This window comes from Corynebacterium sp. NML140438 (assembly GCF_001875725.1).
Taxonomy (GTDB): Bacteria; Actinomycetota; Actinomycetes; order Mycobacteriales; family Mycobacteriaceae; genus Corynebacterium.
Genome location: NZ_MLCQ01000017.1, coordinates 456,206 through 471,649, shown reverse-complemented (window position 1 = coordinate 471,649; position 15,444 = coordinate 456,206). Strand labels below are relative to the sequence as shown.

Here is a 15,444-nt window from a genome sequence, read left to right as displayed (position 1 = left end):
ACTGGTATAACGCGGAAAGACTCCAGCTGGGACTTGATGGTTGCACCCCGATGAAATACCGGGATAAGGCCTTTAAGGCGTTAGCCGGGTAGGATTACCCCTAGTCTAACTTTCGGGGGCAAGTTCACGTTGATCTGGGGAATCTTTTTCGTGGACAGGCGTCGCGACCTGGGGATGTAGGGGCACTGGTCGACCGGAATGAGCTTGAAGCGCAAAGTAGTTCCCGGGCTGGGGAACTTTTTCGGTGGGCGGCGGCGACCCCAGTGCGAGCAGCGGATCAGCGCACCAAATCCCGGTATTTTCAGCGCAGGTGGGGTTCGTTTCCCCAGGTCGAGAACTTGCCGCAAACGAATGTGGTGTCCGGTGGGCACCCAGCGCCCAGCGCCCCTACAGCTCCGCCTCGATAGCGGTGAAGACGGCCTGGATGCTGGCCTGTGAAGCACCTGGGACGACGTCGGCGAGGACAACGCCGATGCCTTGTGGGGACTGGAAGGTGACGGCTTCGGCGTCGAGGGGTATGAGGGCGCCGATGATGGCCAGCTCGGCATCGGCCACACTTAGGCGGCTAGCAGAACCAGCCGAACCGTCAGACCCGGCAGGAATGTCGATGTCGGTGACGTCCCATTCGCCGACGCGCAGGCGCAGGGAGCCGGTTTCGATGTTGTCGGGGTCGGGGAAGACGGCGACTTCGCGCAGTTCGGCGCGCAGGGCCTTGGCGGCGAGGGCGATGTAGTCGAGAAGGTGGACGAAGGCGTTATCGGTTTGGGGGACGCTGTGGACGACGGAGTCGATGAGCGGGGCGTTGTGGGGGCCGCGCAGGCCGAGCAGCGTGGTCATGGGGGCTGCGCGGAAGGCGTCGAGGTCGTCGAGGATGGCGTCTTCGATGTCGGCGGGTTCGGCGGCGGCGTCGAGGTGGATGTTGGCGTCACCGAGGAGGGTGAGGCAGCGGGCGAGGTGTTTGACGTCGCGTTGGGTGAGTTGGTGGGGCATTAGCGTTCTTCTTCCTTTTCGTATGATTTGGCCCAGGGGTTGCGGCGTTGGGTGCCGTAGCGGGACCGCGCCTGAACAGGGGCGGGAGCAACAGGCTCGGCAGGCTCGGAGGGGGTGTCGATAAGCTCGGCTTGTTCTTCGTTGAAGCGGCGGCGTTCGCGGGTTTCGGCCCAGATGAAGTAGATGAGTCCGGCGGGCGCCATGATGCCGAAGGCGATCCACTGCAGTCCGTAGGAGAGGTGGTTGCCGGTTTCGAGCATGGGCAGGGGGATGGCGGTGAGGACGCCAGGGGAGTCGCTGAGGAGTTGGACGTAGGGGCTGGCCAGGGTGGTGCCGGTGAGTTCGCCGACTTGGCCGGGGCTGATGGAGTAGACCATGGTGTAGCCCTGGTCGTTGAGGGGTGCGGAGGGGTGCACGCCTTCGTCGACGCGCATCATGCCGGAGATGGTTTGTTCGCCGGCGGGTGGGGCGTCGATGTCGGGGACTTGGGTGGAGCCGATGGCGGGGACCCATCCGCGGTTGACCAGTACGCTTTGCCCGTTGTCCAGGTGGAATGGGGTGAGAACTTGGAAGGAGGGGGTGCGGTCGATGGGGCGCAGGCGCAGCAGCACGTCGCTGTCTTGGGCGTAGGTGCCGGTTGCGGTGACGCGGGTCCACTCGGCGCCGGGCGCGAGTTCGCCCTGCTTGTCGACGACCTCTCCGATCGGCACCGGGTCATGCTCGAAGGCGGTTTTGATGTGGTCGTTGCGCTCGACGAGGGCCTCGTTTTTGTGGAGCTGCCAGGGCGCCAGCAGGGTGAAGGCGAAGTAGGAGAACAGCACGATCAGGATGGCGACGATGACCCACCCGGGGGTCAGAAACGTTTTCCACCATGGTTGTGCACCTGTTTCAGGTTGCATTGTTGCTCCCGCTTTCACAGATCCCGTACTTACTCCGGCTAGTCTAGCTGCGCTTTGACCCAGCTGATAATACCTGGGGCGGCGGCTTCGATTTGTTCGCGTGTGGTTTGGAAGCCGTCCGTGCCGCCGTAGTAGGGGTCTTCGACGCCGGCGCCTGCGGGGGCGGCTGGGTCGAAGGAGCGCAGCAGGCGGATGCGGGATTCGGGGACGCCGCGGGCGATGAGTTCGGAGACGTGGTTGGTGTCCAGCGCCACGATGAGGTCGGCGTCGATTTGGTTGGCGCCGAACTGTTGGGCGCGGTGGTGGGTGCCGTCGTAGCCGTGGTTGGCGAGTTCGGCGATGGCGCGCGGGTCGGCAGGTCCGCCGACGTGCCAGCCGCCGATGCCGGAGGAGGTGACGCGGACGTTGTTGGCGAGGCCGGCGTCGGCGAGTTTGGCGGCGATGATGACTTCCGCCATGGGCGAGCGGCAAATGTTGCCGGTGCAGACGAAATCAATATGCATAGAGGATTTCCTTAAGCTCGGTTGGGGTGTGTGCGGTGTGGGTGGCCTGCGCCCACTCCGCCGCGTCACCGTAGCCCCAGGTCACGGCGATGGATGGGATGTCGAAGTGGGTGGCACCCGTGAAGTCGTGGGTGCGGTCGCCGACCATGATGGGGTGTTTCGGCGCGAAGGTGTCGTGGACGTACTCCAGCACGGCGATTTTGGTGCTGCGGCCGCGCTCGTGGTCGGCTGCGCCGAGGAAGTCCAGGTGTGGCCAGATGCCCGCGCGCTTCAGCGCGAGTTCGGCGAAGGTTTCGCTTTTGGACGTCGCCGTGCCCACCCGGAACCCATCCCGATCAAGCTGGGCGATCAGTTCGGCCATGCCGTCGAAGACGGTGAACTGCTGCCAGCCGTCGGTGCTCATGAAGTCGGAGTAGACCTGCATCGCGGCGTCGACTTGTGCGGGTGTGCACCCGGCCTTCTCGTAGGATTCCCGCATGGGTGGCCCCGGGATCTTGGCGATGAACGCTTCGTTGGGCGGGGCGACGTCGATGGCGGCGAGCCCCCGCAGGAAGCCTTCGCGGATTCCTGGGAAGGAGTCGAGGATGGTGCCGTCGACGTCAAAGAGCATGGTCGGGCGGTTTGTTTGGAGTGTCACGCCCACCAGCATTCCAGGTTTGTAGGCTAGTTGCCATGACGACGAAGACTGTAGGAGACATTGTGACGGCACTCGAGGCCGCCTACCCGCCCGAACTCGCCGAAAGCTGGGACCAGGTCGGCCTGATTTGCGGCGACCCGGACGAGCCCGTGCACAAGGTGGCGTTCGCCCTGGACTGCACGATGAGCGTGGTGGAGCGCGCGCTGGAGGAAGGCGCGGACATGCTGGTAGTTCACCACCCGTTGCTGCTGCGCGGGGTGCACTCGGTTGCGGCGAACACGCCGAAGGGCAAGGTTGTACACACGCTGATCCGTGGCGGCTGCGCGTTGTTCGCGGCGCATACGAACGCGGACTCGGCACGCCCGGGTGTGAATGACAAGTTGGCGGAGCTCGTCGGGATTCGCCCCGGCAGGCCGATTCGCCCGGTGGGGGATGTGGACGTCGATACGCCGGGGGCACTCGAGCGAGCCACTGGCCTTGGACGAGTGGGCACCCTGCCTGAACCCATGACCCTGCGCGAGTTCACCCAGCGCGTGGCCGACGCCCTGCCAGAGACCGTGTGGGGCGTGCGCGCCGCCGGCGACCCCGAGCAGATAGTGCGCACCGTCGCCGTCTCCTCCGGCTCGGGTGACAGCTTCCTCGACGACGCGCGGGCGCTCGGCGTCGACGTCTACGTCACCTCCGACCTGCGCCACCACCCAGTCGACGAACACCTGCGCGCAGGCGGACCCGCTGTGATCGATACCGCGCACTGGGCCAGTGAATTTCCGTGGACGCAGCAGGTAGAGGGTATCGTGAACCCGCTAGGCGTAGAAACGTGCATCATCCCCGTGCGCACGGACCCATGGACCGTTTCCGCCCACCCGAATCAAGCCAAGTAAAGGAGCAGTGCTTCCCCGTGAAACTTGCCGTAGAACTCCAGCAGGTACTACTGAATCTTGCCAAGGCTGACCGCCAGGCCGCCCACCCCGACGTCGTGCGCGAAGAGGAAAAGGAGCTGCAGCGCCTCACCGAGGAGCTTGAGCGCATGCGCGGCGCGGCGTCCGCGGCGCAGCTCGCGGTCGACGACATGGAGCTGGAGATCCTGCGCATCCAGGAGGACGAGCGCAAGCTCAAGCGCCGCGACCTGGACAACAAACGCATGCTCGGCGCCGAGACGGACGAAGAGCGCCGCAAGGACCTGCAGCACGACCGTTACACCACGAAGTCGCGCATCGCGGACCTGCAGTACGAGCTGAAGGAGGCCCACAACGAGATCGCAGCGCTGCGCAACAACCGCGACAACCACGGGGCGCGCCTTGACGGGCTTGAGCGCCAGGTTGAGGCCGCACAGCGCGCCGTCGACGCGCTGCCAGCACGCGAGCGCGTAGACACCGAGGCGCTGCGCAACCAGCTGCCCGCAGACGTCCTCGAGGCCTACGACGAAATCGGTGCCGCCGCGTTCAACGGCCGCACCTGCAACGGCTGCTTCATCGCGCTGCCCGCCACCGAGCGCAACCAGGTCAACGCCACCCCGGCCGACGAGGTCCCGATGTGCCCGAACTGCGGCACACTGCTCGTGCGCACCCAGGTACAGGAGTAAGCCCATGAAGGTATCCATGTTTTGCGACGGCGGCTCCCGCGGCAACCCCGGCGTCGCCGGAAGCGGCGCCGTCGTCTACGGCCCGGACGGGGAAACCCTGGCGGAAGTCGTCTACGCGGTTGGAAAAAAGTCCACGAACAACGTCGCTGAGTACCACGGGCTCATCGAGGGCCTGAAGGCCGCCATCGACGCCGGCGCCGACGAGGTCGCCGTGTCTATGGACTCCAAGCTCGTGGTCGAGCAGATGAACGGGCGCTGGAAGATCAAGCACCCCGACATGCAGCAGCTCGCGCTGCAGGCAAAGCAGCTCGCGCGCACGTGCACCAAGGTGACGTACACGTGGGTGCCCCGCGCCAAGAACAAGAAGGCGGACGAGCTGTCCAACGTGGCCATGGACGCCGCCGCGAAGGGCAAAAAGGGCCTCGTTGCGCACGAGGCTCCGAAGCAGGCGGCCGAGCAAGCGTCGAAGCAGGCGGCTGCGGCGGCACCAAAAGAGGCGCAGCCCCACGAGACCGCCAGCCCCGGCCATTGGTCCGGCACCGACGCCCCGCGCACCCGCTTCGTGCTGCTGCGGCACGGCCAAACCGTGCACTCCGCCGGCGGCGTCTACAGTGGTCAGGCCAACCCATCGCTGACCGACATTGGCCAGGCTCAGGCGCGCCGGGCCGCGGCTGCGCTGGCCGGGATGGGGCACATCGACGTGATCGTTGCCTCCCCGCAGGCCCGCGCCCAGCAAACCGCGCAGGCCTGCGCGGATGCGCTTGGGATTGCGCGCGAGGACATCGTTACCGAGGATGGCTTCCGCGAGGTGGACTTCGGAGACTTCGAGGCGCTTAGCAGGCAGGACGCGCAGCAGCGCTACCCCGAGGAGTTCGAGGCGTGGCAGGCCTCCGCCGCCACCGCGCCGCCGAACGGCGAGTCGCTGGCCTCGCTGCACCGCCGCGTCACCCGCGCCCGGCTGCGCGTCCAGGAACGCTACGAGGGAAAGACCATCCTGTTGGTGGCGCACACCACACCGATCAAGTCGATGATCCGCCAGGGGCTGAACGTGAGCGCCGAGGTGTTCAAGCACCTGTTTTTGGACTTGGCGTCGATTTCTGTAGTGGAGTTCTACGGGGAGATGGGCGTGGTGCGCTGCGTCAACGACGTCGCCCACCACCGAAAATAAAGCGCACCGGCTGCCGTGTTGTAGAGTGGCACAGTGCGAATGAGCCGGCCGGGCGACCGCGTCGCCCCGAACCACCACACGCGTTGTGGCTGGCGGGGACCGAGGAAAGTCCGGACTCCACAGGGCACGGTGGTTGCTAACAGCAACCCGGAGCGATCCGCGGGCAAGTGCAACAGAAAGTACACCGCCAACCCAGGCAACTGGGTGGGTAAGGGTGAAAGGGTGCGGTAAGAGCGCACCGGCATGCACAGTGATGTGCGTGGCCAGGTAAACCCCACCGGGAGCAAGGCAAGAACCGCAGCCGTAAGGCTGGGGTCGTCGGACGTGATGAGGCTGCCCGCCCAGTCCGAAGGTAGCTGCTTGATGCGCCCAGCAATGGGACGCACAGATGGATGGTTGCCGCCCGCGCCTCTTACGGGCGCGGGTACAGAATCCGGCTTATAGGCTGGCTCATTCGCCTTACACTTCGATCCTGCCAACCTCACCCGTCGTGACCGGGATGACCAGCAGGTGTTCCTCCATCCGGGAGGTAAAGTTTTCGGCTTTCGACGCCGGCACCAGCGCCAGCACCGATTGGGAGACCCCAGGTGCGGCCGGCCTTGCGACGCCCGCTCCGCATTCGCACGCAAGCTGGCCCAGCAGCGCCGGGGTTGCCAGGGCCTCGTCGGCGGCGTCGCCGGCGTGGGGGTGCAGCGCTCGGACAAGCGCATCGATCTGCTGCGAGCGCAACGCCTGCGCTGCACCCAGTGCGCGTGCCGTTTCGTCCTCGCAGCGCTGCAGCACCTCGCGGGCGCGTTGCGGATCCGGCGCTGAGCTATCGCCAACGGTGTGGCGGGCCTCCACCCACTGGACGACGCGCGCGGTCGCATCCGGCAGCTGCCGCAGCGAGGCAACGCCGAAGTTCGCGGCTGCAGTCTCGATGAACTCCTGGCGCCGACGCATCGACTCCGCGTACGCATCCGGCTGCGGTGCCTGCTCCTTGGCCACCACGAACATCCGCAGGCCAAGGCGCTCCGGGTGGGTGACCTGCGTGACCGAGCCATCCGCCTGCTCTACCAGGTTCAGCGTGGTGCCGTGGCCGCGAAGCGCCGCGGTGTAGCGTGCCTTCAGCGGGCTGGACGTGGCGTAGGCGGTCGCGGACTGTGCGCAGACGTCCGCCAGCTTCGTGCGTAGGGGAGGGGCGTCGATGTCGTCGTGGGCGCCGGCGCACGCCAACGTGATGGCGGCTTCCGCGGCGGCAATCTCGCCGAGGCCAACACCGTGCGGCACGTGGGAGACCACCGAGATATCCATCCCCGTGGTCTCGCGGGAGAGGACCTGGCGGTGGATAAGCGTGTGGATCAGACCCGTAATCCGGTGCGCGAGCTGCGCCTCCTCGCTGCCCCCGGTGGGGGCGTTAAGCGCCGACAGCGTGCTGGTCGCGGCAAGGACCTGGCCGTCGGCACGCGTGAACTGGAGCGAAATGACATCGTCCGACCTACGGCTCACCGCGGCGCACGCCCGCTGCTGGGCAAGCCCGATGATGCTCGCCCCGCCATAACTATCGACGCCATCACCAGCCACCAGCACCGTTGCCGGCGCGGAAGCAACGTGGTCGGGGGCGCAGCCAGCGTGATGGGCATGCGCAGCACGCATCTCCTGTTGGACATTCATAGGGCACAACCATACCCGTGGCGCTAAGGTGGGCGCCATGAGCGGAAACTTCTACTACAACCCGACCACCGGCGAGATCACCGAGGGCAAAGTGCAGTCCTGGGAAAACCGCATGGGCCCCTACAAAACGCGGGAGGAAGCCGAGGACGCCCTGCGCATCGCCGCCGCGCGCAACCAGCAGGCGGACGCCGAAGACGCCGCCGAGGACAACTGGGGTACCCCGCCTTCCTGGGAGAAGTAGCGCCTACCGCACGTACAAGACTTACAAGGCCTACAGGGCCCTCTGCGCGGCCTTCTTTACCTCGCGCACTGCGCCGAAGTAGCCGCGCAGCGCCTTTTCGCCGTCGCGGAGTTCGCGCTGGAAGCACATGCCGTAGGCGAAGACATCCTCGTCGCGCTGGCGTGCGATGTCCGCAAGCACGAGGAGTTCTTCGCGTGAGGTGGCGCAGTCCTCGAAGTCGCCAAGCATGGATTGTAGGCGCTTGCAGGCCTTGACGAGGCGCTTCAACTTCGGGTCGCCCGTGGCGGCTGCGGCGTAACGCAGTCGCTTGGCGGCCTTGCGCACGTCGTGCACGTAGGCCTCGCGCTTGGTGCGAGGCAGGGACGTGTCGTGGTAGCGGTCGTCGACCTTGGCGTGGCGCTTCTTCAACTTCTTATACGCCTTGCGCACGTGGCGGGTGAGGATCTCGTCGACCTTGCCACTGTCTTCGATGTCCTCGTGCACACTTGGTGGGTTCGCGATGAGCTCGTCGATGGCGTCGAGAAGCGCAAGGTAGGCATCGCTATTGCACAGCTCTACCACGTCTTGGTGCGCGAGCGTGTACGCGCGGTGCATGTCCTCGCGCAGGTGCGTGGCGGCAACCTCGCCGATTAAGTCGGAGTCGTCCGTGTCCAACAGCTGCAGCCAGCGGGCGTGGACCACCTCGGCGTCGCGCGCGACCCCGAGCACACCCGCGACATGCTTGAGTTCCTTCTCGATCTTCGAAAACGCATCCCCCTCGACGAGCCCGTCGAAGGTGTGCAGGATGGAGCGCAGCTTCCGGATGGCCACGCGCTGCTGGTGTACTGAATCCGGCTGGTTGGCGCGCACGGCACGGTCGCCGTGGACGATGGCGTCGCGAAGCTCGCGCACGGATTTAAGCAGCGTGTGCAGTGGGGAATCCGCGGGCAGGTGCGCCTCGCGAAGGTGCGGCGGCAGGGGAGCCTTGCCCAATGAGTCCCCGAGCGCGGAGGTCAGCTTCGACGGCGAAGCAGACGGGCGGGCGCCAGAAGCAAGCAGGTAGCGCTCCGCCTGGCGCAGCAGCGACGCACCGGCGTCGGTGCCCGCAACCTGCTCCGTGAGCTCGAGTTCCCACTCGCGCCAGGACGTGCTCGAACCTCCCGGCAACAGCGAGCGGGCGGAGACGTGGTCGTCGCAAAACTCGGCGACGGGCTGGCCGTCCGCATCGGCGAGGATGGTCTCCACGCGGTGGTTGTCCACCTGCGCGATCGGCTGCAGGGGATGGTGGCGCACGATGGCACGGACGGCGTCGACAAGCTCCTGAGGAACCGTGTTGGGGTCTCCGAGTGGCCAGCGCAGCTCCGTGCGGCCCTGACCTGCCGGGATCTTCATGTGCCAGCCGTCATCCGGGCCACCCGTGCGGCGGCGCAGCGTGATCTTCTCGCGCGTCAGGCGCAGGTCAGCAGTGTCGTAGTAAATTGCCGAGAGCTGCTGGTGGCTCGTGTTCGCAAGCGCGGACACCCCCGGCAGCTGGCGCAGATCGGGGACGGCGGTGGAATCGTCGACAGCTAACTTGATCTCAATTTCTACGAACTCATGTGGTGCGGCCACGGCAAAGCCCTACTTTCAACGCGAAGCATGTGCGGTCACCGCAAAGTCTAACGCGCCTGCCCGCTTTCGCGACGCCACGGCCGCGGGCGCAGTAGGGTACAACACTATGGACACGCAACAGGAAAACGTACTTCGCATGGTTGAGCAGCGGGACATCGCGTTCATCCGCCTGTGGTTTACCGACATCTTCGGATCCCTGAAAACCGTCATGATGAGCCCCGCCGAGCTCGAGGCAGCCTTCGACGAAGGCGTGGGCTTCGACGGCTCCTCCATCGAGGGTTTCTCCCGCATCTCCGAGTCGGACACGCTGTTGCGCCCGGACCCCTCCACCTTCCAACCCCTGCCGTTCGACGAAGACACCGGCCTGCAGACCGCCCGCATGTTCTGCGACATCACCATGCCGGACGGCGACCCGCTCTACGCGGACCCGCGCCAGGTGCTGCGCCGCCAAATGACGCACGCGCGCGAACTCGGATTCGAGTTCAACGCCAGCCCCGAAATCGAGTACTACGTGCTCAAACAGCACACGCCGGGAGAGGACCCGGTGCCGGCGGACATGGGCGGCTACTTCGACCAGGCGAAGCGCAACGAGGCGCCGAAGCTGCGCCGCCAGACGATCGCCGCGCTGGAATACATGGGCATTGTCACCGAGTTTTCCCACCACGAGGCCAGCGCAGGCCAGCAGGAGATCGACCTACGGCATACCGACGCGCTGACCATGGCAGATAACGTGGTCACGTTCCGCTACATCGTGAAGACCGTCGCGGAGGCTAACGGCGTGCACGCCACGTTCATGCCGAAGCCCTTTGCGGACATGGACGGCTCCGCCATGCACACCCACTTCTCCCTGTGGGAGGGGGAGACCAACGCCTTTCACGACCCGGACGATGAGATTTCGCTGTCCAAGACCGGCAGGCAGTTCATCGCGGGCATCATCGAGCACGCCAACGAGATCTCCGCGGTGACCAACCAGTGGGTGAACTCGTATAAGCGCCTCCAGTTCGGTTCCGAGGCGCCGACCGCGGCGACGTGGGGCATATCGAACCGCTCTGCGATGGTGCGGGTGCCCACCTACCGCCTGCACAAGGCGGATTCTCGCCGCATCGAGGTCCGCTCGCTGGACTCCGCCTGCAACCCGTACCTTGCGTACGCGGCGGTGCTCGCGGCGGGGCTGCGCGGCATCGAGGGCGAGTACGAGCTCGACGAGCCAACCCGCGACGACGTCTTCGCCCTCACCCGCCGCGAGCGCCGAGCGATGGGGTACCGTGACCTGCCGAACTCGCTCGACCAGGCGCTGCGCCACCTGGAGCGTTCCGAGTTCATGGCGGAGGTGCTCGGGGAGCAGGTCTACGAGTTCTTCCTGCGCTCGAAGTGGGACGAGTACCACGCCTACACCAACCAGATCACCCCGTGGGAACTCGAGCACGGCATCGACCTTTAAGCCACTAAGGAGCACCATGTCTGCAGCAGCACCCCTGCCGAACCCGGCGAAGCTCGGGTTGACCAGTCCACGCGCCGCCGAGGACCTGGCCACGCTCGGCATCACCGATGGGAAGGTGCTCGCAGCGCTTGCCGACGCCGGCGATCCCGACCTCGCACTCAACACGCTCTACCGTCTCCACAGCGCGCTTGACGACGCCACATCCTGGGACGACGTGCACACCTACCTGGCGAGCGACGGACAGTTCCGTGCCCGGCTGTTCGCGCTACTCGGCGGCTCGACCGCGCTGTCCGACCACCTAGTGGCGCACCCGCAGCACTGGCGCACCCTGCTCGAGCCGCTGCCTGGCAGTGAGGAGCTCTTCCGCACGATGCTCGGCACCGTCGACGCCGTGCCGGTCGCGCTCGAGGGTGACACCGCAAGCGAGGACCTGACCACCCCCGGTACCTACCGGGCGGGACAGGAGTGGGCATCCCACTCCAGCGCCACCGCGCCGCTTCGCGAGCACTACCTCACCCTCATGATGCGCATCGCCGCCTCCGACCTCGCTAGCGAGGTCGGCTACCGCGACGTCACCGAGTACGTCACCACGCTTGCCGACGCCGCCCTGACTGCAGCGCTGGCCGTCGCCATCCGCGAAACCTACGGCGACGACGACCCCGACTCCCACCTGGCAATCATGGCGATGGGCAAGTGCGGCGCCCGCGAACTCAACTACATCTCCGACGTCGACGTCATCTTCGTCGCCGAACCCGCCACCGCCCGAGCCACCAAGACCGCCAGCACTGTGATGCAGCTGGGCACCGCCTGCTTCTTCGAAGTCGACGCCAACCTGCGTCCTGAGGGCAAGTCCGGGGCGCTCGTGCGCACCGTCGATAGCCACCTGGCCTACTACAAGCGCTGGGCGCAGACCTGGGAGTTTCAGGCACTGCTCAAGGCCCGCCCGATGACCGGCAACGCCGAGGTGGGGCAGCGCTATATTGCGGCGTTGCGTCCGCTGGTCTGGGAGGCGTCGCAACGCACAAGCTTCGTCGAGGACGTCCAAGCGATGCGCAGGCGCGTACTCGAGCACGTGCCGAAAGACCTGCGCGAGCGCGAGCTCAAGCTTGGCAGCGGCGGGCTTCGCGACGTCGAATTCGCCGTCCAGCTGCTCCAACTCGTGCATGGGCGCATCGACCCAAGTATTCGGGTGAAGAACACCGTCGACGCGCTCCAGGTGCTCACCGACGGCGGCTACATCGGACGCGAAGACGGCGCCAAGTTGATTGACGCCTATGAGTTCCTCCGCCTGCTCGAGCACCGACTGCAGCTCACCCGCTTCAAGCGCACCCACCAGCTGCCCAGACCCGACGACGCGAAGGCGCTGCGGTGGCTCGCGCGCACCTCGGGCTTCCGCACCGGCCCGCGCGCGACGGCGACCGAGGCGCTGCGCACCCGCCTCAAGCAAGTCCGATTCACCGTGGCGAACCTGCACGAACGCATCTTCTACCGCCCGCTGCTCAGCGCGGTGGTCAACCTGAGCTACGGCGAGGCCACCTTGAGTGCTGACGCCGTCAAGGCACAGCTTGCCGCACTCGGCTACCGCCACCCGGCCCGCGCCCACGATCACCTCACCGCCCTGGTGAAAGGCACCTCGCGCAGGGCGAAGCTGCAGGCGATCCTGCTGCCGTCGCTCATGCACTGGCTGGGTGGAACCGCGGACCCGGACGCGGGGCTGCTGAACTACCGCAAGCTTTCGGAGGCCGCGGAGGATAAGAACTGGTTTTTGCGCATGCTGCGCGACGAAGGCGTGGTCAGCCAGCGACTCATGCAAATTCTAGGTACCAGCCCGTACGCCTCTGAGCTGATCATCGCGGCCCCTGAGGTGGTCAAACTCTTCGGCGACGGCTCCTCGGGGCCGCGCCTCATCGAGGCAGCGTCCGACCAAGTGGAGAAGGCGATCGTTGCAGCCGCCGGGCGCTACGAGGACCCGGACCGCGCGGTGTCGGTGGCGCGTTCGCTGCGCCGGGCGGAGCTCGCGCGCATCGCAGCCGCCGACTTGCTCGGCTTCATGGAGGTGCGCCAGGTTTGCGAGGAGCTCACCTACGTGTGGGACGCCGTCCTGCGCGCAGCGCTCGCCGCCGAGATGCGCGCCCAGCACGAGGATCCCGACCGCCCAGCGCCGGCGCGCATCGCTGTGATCGGGATGGGCAGACTCGGCGGGGCGGAGCTCGGCTACGGCTCGGACGCAGACGTGATGGTAGTGGCGGCGGCCAACGAGGGCTACGACGACCACGAGGCAACCGTGTGGGCCGCCAAGGTGATTGAGGCGATGCGCGCACGCCTGGCGAAGCCGAGCGCCGACCCGCCACTCGAGGTCGACCTTGGACTGCGCCCCGAGGGGCGTTCCGGCGCGGTGGTGCGCACAGTGGAGTCCTACGAGCGTTACTACACCGAGTGGGGCGAGGTGTGGGAGCGCCAGGCGCTGCTGCGCGCTATCACCATCGCCGGTGACCGGGACCTCGGCGCGGACTTCCTGCGCGTCATCGACCCGGTGCGATACCCTCCGGAGGGCGCGAGCCAGCGCGACATCAGGGAGGTGCGCCGCATCAAGGCGCGCGTGGACAACGAGCGCCTGCCGCGTGGGGCGGACCGCGCCACCCACACCAAACTGGGCCGCGGGGCGCTCGCCGACGTCGAATGGACCGTACAGCTGCTCACCATGATGCACGCGCACACCCACCCGGCCCTGCACACCACCTCCACGCTGGAGGCCCTCGACTACCTCGCCGACCCCGACGACGACCTACCGCAGGTCATCGCGCCGCAGCAGGCCCGCCAGCTGCGCGAGGCATGGCTGATGGCCACCAGGGCCCGCAACGCCATCGTGCTCGTTACTGGCAAGCGCACCGACCAGCTGCCCGCACCGGGTACGCAGCTCGGGCCTGTTGCGGGCTCCGCGGGCTACAGCCCGGAGCACCAACAGCAGTTCCTGGAGGACTACCGGCGCACCACCCGCCGCGCATATCGCGTGGTGGAGGAGGTGTTTTGGGGCGAGGCCCCGTCGCTCGAGTTCGAATAACTTATGCTGGTGCCCATGGCTGTACAGATTGCAATCGACCTTGAACACGCAACGTTCGCGGACCTCGTCGCACTTGTCGACGCCGCCCGCGTCGCCGGCGTCACCCCCGACACCGCACTCGAACTGGCAGATTCCACGCTGAGCATCGCCGTGGAGCCTGGCACCACGGATGCCCACCAGCAGCGCGTGCCCGAGCGCTCCCACGAAGAGAACACGACGGTCTCCACCCCGGGCTCCTCGGCGTTGCCGCAGCTAGGCGACGCCGCCATCCGCTCCGTCGTGGACATCCTGACCGGGCGCCAGGAACCGCCGCGGCGCTAGCGGGTGTTCTTAGTTCGCAGCCCGCGGTGGCGCCTGCTCGACGATCTTGAGCCTGCGCATCTGCGGCTGCGCCACCAGCACCCCCACAAGCAGGAGGGCCGCCAGTACGTAGACAGCAACCCAAGCGTGCTGGAAATCTTCCCACGTGTACTGCACCGAATCCGCCGAGTGGTCCAGCAAAATCCCCACCGCCTGCGCCGACACCATGGAGGAAGTAAACCCGCCCATGTTTGCCAGGCCGGTCCCGGTCGCCACCATGCCTGGCGGCGTGTGCTCGCGCACGTTATCGAAGCCGAAGTTGGACGCGGGAACCACCGTGCCCATCACGATCACCACCGCCAGGATCGCGCCGTATCCGCGCGGAGTGGACGTCGAAAAGAACCACAAAAACATCAGCGGTGTCAGTGAGCACAGCACGATGACCGCCATGTCGCGGCGAACCCCCATGCGCGCAGAGACCGCCCCGAGCACCGGCGACGCAACAATCATGCACACCGTCAAGATGATGAGGACCGAACCCGCTTCCTGCTCGTTCAAGCCCATGCCGAGCGTCATCATCGGCACGCCCCACAGCAGCGTGAAGGTGATCATCGGGAAGATGGAAAACCCGTGGATGAAGAAGGCCTCCCAGCACACAGGGGAGCGCACCACCGTCGAAAGTGTGGTGCGAAGCGGCACCTTTGCACTCTTGGCGGGGGATTCTTCACCGGGCTTCGTGGGGGCGTCCGCCACCGCCACCACCGCGGCGAGTGCCACCAACACCCCGACCGCACCCAGCGACACGAACGCGACCTGCCAGCCCTTCGCGTGCAGCAGCGCCAAAAACGGCACCGCGGACAGGAACTGACCCATCTGCCCAATCGCCGTCGACAGCTGCGTAAACAGCGGCGTCTTGCGGGGTGGGAACCAGCTCGGCAGGATGCGCATTACCGCCAGAAACGCGGTGGCGTCGCCCGCGCCGATGAGCACGCGCGCCGCAAGCGCGACAGGATACGAGGACGTAAACCCAAGCAAGATCTGGCCCACCGCCATCACGAGCGCGCCGACAATCAGCATGAAGCGCGGCCCCTGCCTATCGATCAGCACCCCAGTCGGAATCTGCGCCAGCGAGTACACACCAACCTGCACGGCGGTGAACACGGCGATGCGCGAGGCGTCGATACCAAAGCGATCGATCGCCTCAACACCCGCGACACCGAAGGACGTGCGACCCAAGATAGCGACCACGTACACCGCGACCGCACCGAACCACACAAACAGGGCGCGCCGGGTGACGCGCTGCTGCGGGTCGTTAGGCCGGGAGACAGGGGAGTTGGATTGAGGCATGCGGTACAAGGTACTCCCTCGGCTAGGCAATC

Annotated in this window: 15 protein-coding genes and 1 other RNA gene; 9 read left to right on the top strand and 7 right to left on the bottom strand. The window is 66.6% G+C overall.

Annotation, left to right across the window (positions count from 1 at the left end):
• The coding region (locus BJP08_RS11990) for an IS3 family transposase (RefSeq protein ID WP_369816359.1) at positions 1-92 on the top strand (92 nt) is incomplete at its 5' end.
• A 295-nt stretch (positions 93-387) separates the two neighbouring features.
• Here BJP08_RS11990 and BJP08_RS05220 read toward each other — a convergent pair.
• Genes BJP08_RS05220 through BJP08_RS05205 form a run of 4 tightly spaced genes read right to left on the bottom strand, consistent with a single transcriptional unit; the run spans position 388 to position 3,029 of the window.
• Positions 388-990, bottom strand: a complete 603-nt coding sequence (locus BJP08_RS05220; RefSeq protein WP_071568570.1) for a hypothetical protein — start codon at positions 988-990, stop codon at positions 388-390.
• A complete protein-coding gene (locus BJP08_RS05215) occupies positions 990-1,889 on the bottom strand; it encodes an SURF1 family protein (RefSeq protein ID WP_071568569.1) in 900 nt (299 codons plus the stop codon). Before BJP08_RS05215 ends, BJP08_RS05220 begins: the two co-directional genes overlap by 1 nt.
• 38 nt (positions 1,890-1,927) lie before the next feature.
• Positions 1,928-2,392 (bottom strand): low molecular weight protein-tyrosine-phosphatase, encoded by a 465-nt coding sequence (locus BJP08_RS05210; RefSeq protein WP_071568568.1) that lies wholly within the window; start codon positions 2,390-2,392, stop codon positions 1,928-1,930.
• The gene (locus BJP08_RS05205) at positions 2,382-3,029 is read right to left on the bottom strand and encodes an HAD hydrolase-like protein (protein WP_255364764.1); all 648 of its coding nucleotides are present in this window, start codon (positions 3,027-3,029) and stop codon (positions 2,382-2,384) included. Before BJP08_RS05205 ends, BJP08_RS05210 begins: the two co-directional genes overlap by 11 nt.
• Before the next feature lie 35 nt (positions 3,030-3,064).
• Between BJP08_RS05205 and BJP08_RS05200 the strand changes: the two genes are divergently transcribed.
• The 4 genes from BJP08_RS05200 (at position 3,065) to rnpB (ending at position 6,236) form a co-directional block, all read left to right on the top strand.
• Entirely contained in the window at positions 3,065-3,910 is an 846-nt protein-coding gene (locus BJP08_RS05200) for a Nif3-like dinuclear metal center hexameric protein (protein ID WP_071568566.1), read from the top strand.
• 17 nt (positions 3,911-3,927) lie between these two features.
• Positions 3,928-4,611, top strand: a complete 684-nt coding sequence (locus tag BJP08_RS05195) for a zinc ribbon domain-containing protein (RefSeq protein WP_071568565.1) — start codon at positions 3,928-3,930, stop codon at positions 4,609-4,611.
• 4 nt (positions 4,612-4,615) lie between these two features.
• Entirely contained in the window at positions 4,616-5,779 is a 1,164-nt protein-coding gene (locus tag BJP08_RS05190) for a bifunctional RNase H/acid phosphatase (RefSeq protein ID WP_071568564.1), read from the top strand.
• A 40-nt stretch (positions 5,780-5,819) separates the two neighbouring features.
• Positions 5,820-6,236, top strand: an RNA gene (gene rnpB / locus BJP08_RS05185) — RNase P RNA component class A.
• Between the two features lie 2 nt (positions 6,237-6,238).
• Here the strand turns inward: rnpB and BJP08_RS05180 are convergent.
• Positions 6,239-7,432 (bottom strand): hypothetical protein, encoded by a 1,194-nt coding sequence (locus BJP08_RS05180; RefSeq protein WP_071568563.1) that lies wholly within the window; start codon positions 7,430-7,432, stop codon positions 6,239-6,241.
• Positions 7,433-7,469: 37 nt separating this feature from the next.
• Between BJP08_RS05180 and BJP08_RS05175 the strand changes: the two genes are divergently transcribed.
• The gene (locus BJP08_RS05175; protein WP_071568562.1) at positions 7,470-7,673 is read left to right on the top strand and encodes a hypothetical protein; all 204 of its coding nucleotides are present in this window, start codon (positions 7,470-7,472) and stop codon (positions 7,671-7,673) included.
• A gap of 30 nt (positions 7,674-7,703) precedes the next feature.
• Here the strand turns inward: BJP08_RS05175 and BJP08_RS05170 are convergent, their stop codons facing one another.
• Entirely contained in the window at positions 7,704-9,263 is a 1,560-nt protein-coding gene (locus BJP08_RS05170) for a CYTH and CHAD domain-containing protein (protein WP_071568561.1), read from the bottom strand.
• A gap of 106 nt (positions 9,264-9,369) precedes the next feature.
• Between BJP08_RS05170 and BJP08_RS05165 the strand changes: the two genes are divergently transcribed.
• From BJP08_RS05165 to BJP08_RS05155, 3 genes are read left to right on the top strand one after another with little or no spacing between them, the layout of a single operon-like run.
• A complete protein-coding gene (locus BJP08_RS05165) occupies positions 9,370-10,704 on the top strand; it encodes a glutamine synthetase family protein (RefSeq protein ID WP_071568560.1) in 1,335 nt (444 codons plus the stop codon).
• A gap of 16 nt (positions 10,705-10,720) precedes the next feature.
• A complete protein-coding gene (locus BJP08_RS05160; protein WP_071568559.1) occupies positions 10,721-13,765 on the top strand; it encodes a bifunctional [glutamine synthetase] adenylyltransferase/[glutamine synthetase]-adenylyl-L-tyrosine phosphorylase in 3,045 nt (1,014 codons plus the stop codon).
• Between the two features lie 15 nt (positions 13,766-13,780).
• A complete protein-coding gene (locus BJP08_RS05155) occupies positions 13,781-14,086 on the top strand; it encodes a hypothetical protein (RefSeq protein WP_071568558.1) in 306 nt (101 codons plus the stop codon).
• 9 nt (positions 14,087-14,095) lie between these two features.
• Here the strand turns inward: BJP08_RS05155 and BJP08_RS05150 are convergent, their stop codons facing one another.
• Positions 14,096-15,412 (bottom strand): nitrate/nitrite transporter, encoded by a 1,317-nt coding sequence (locus BJP08_RS05150; RefSeq protein ID WP_071568557.1) that lies wholly within the window; start codon positions 15,410-15,412, stop codon positions 14,096-14,098.
• Positions 15,413-15,444 lie beyond the last annotated feature (32 nt).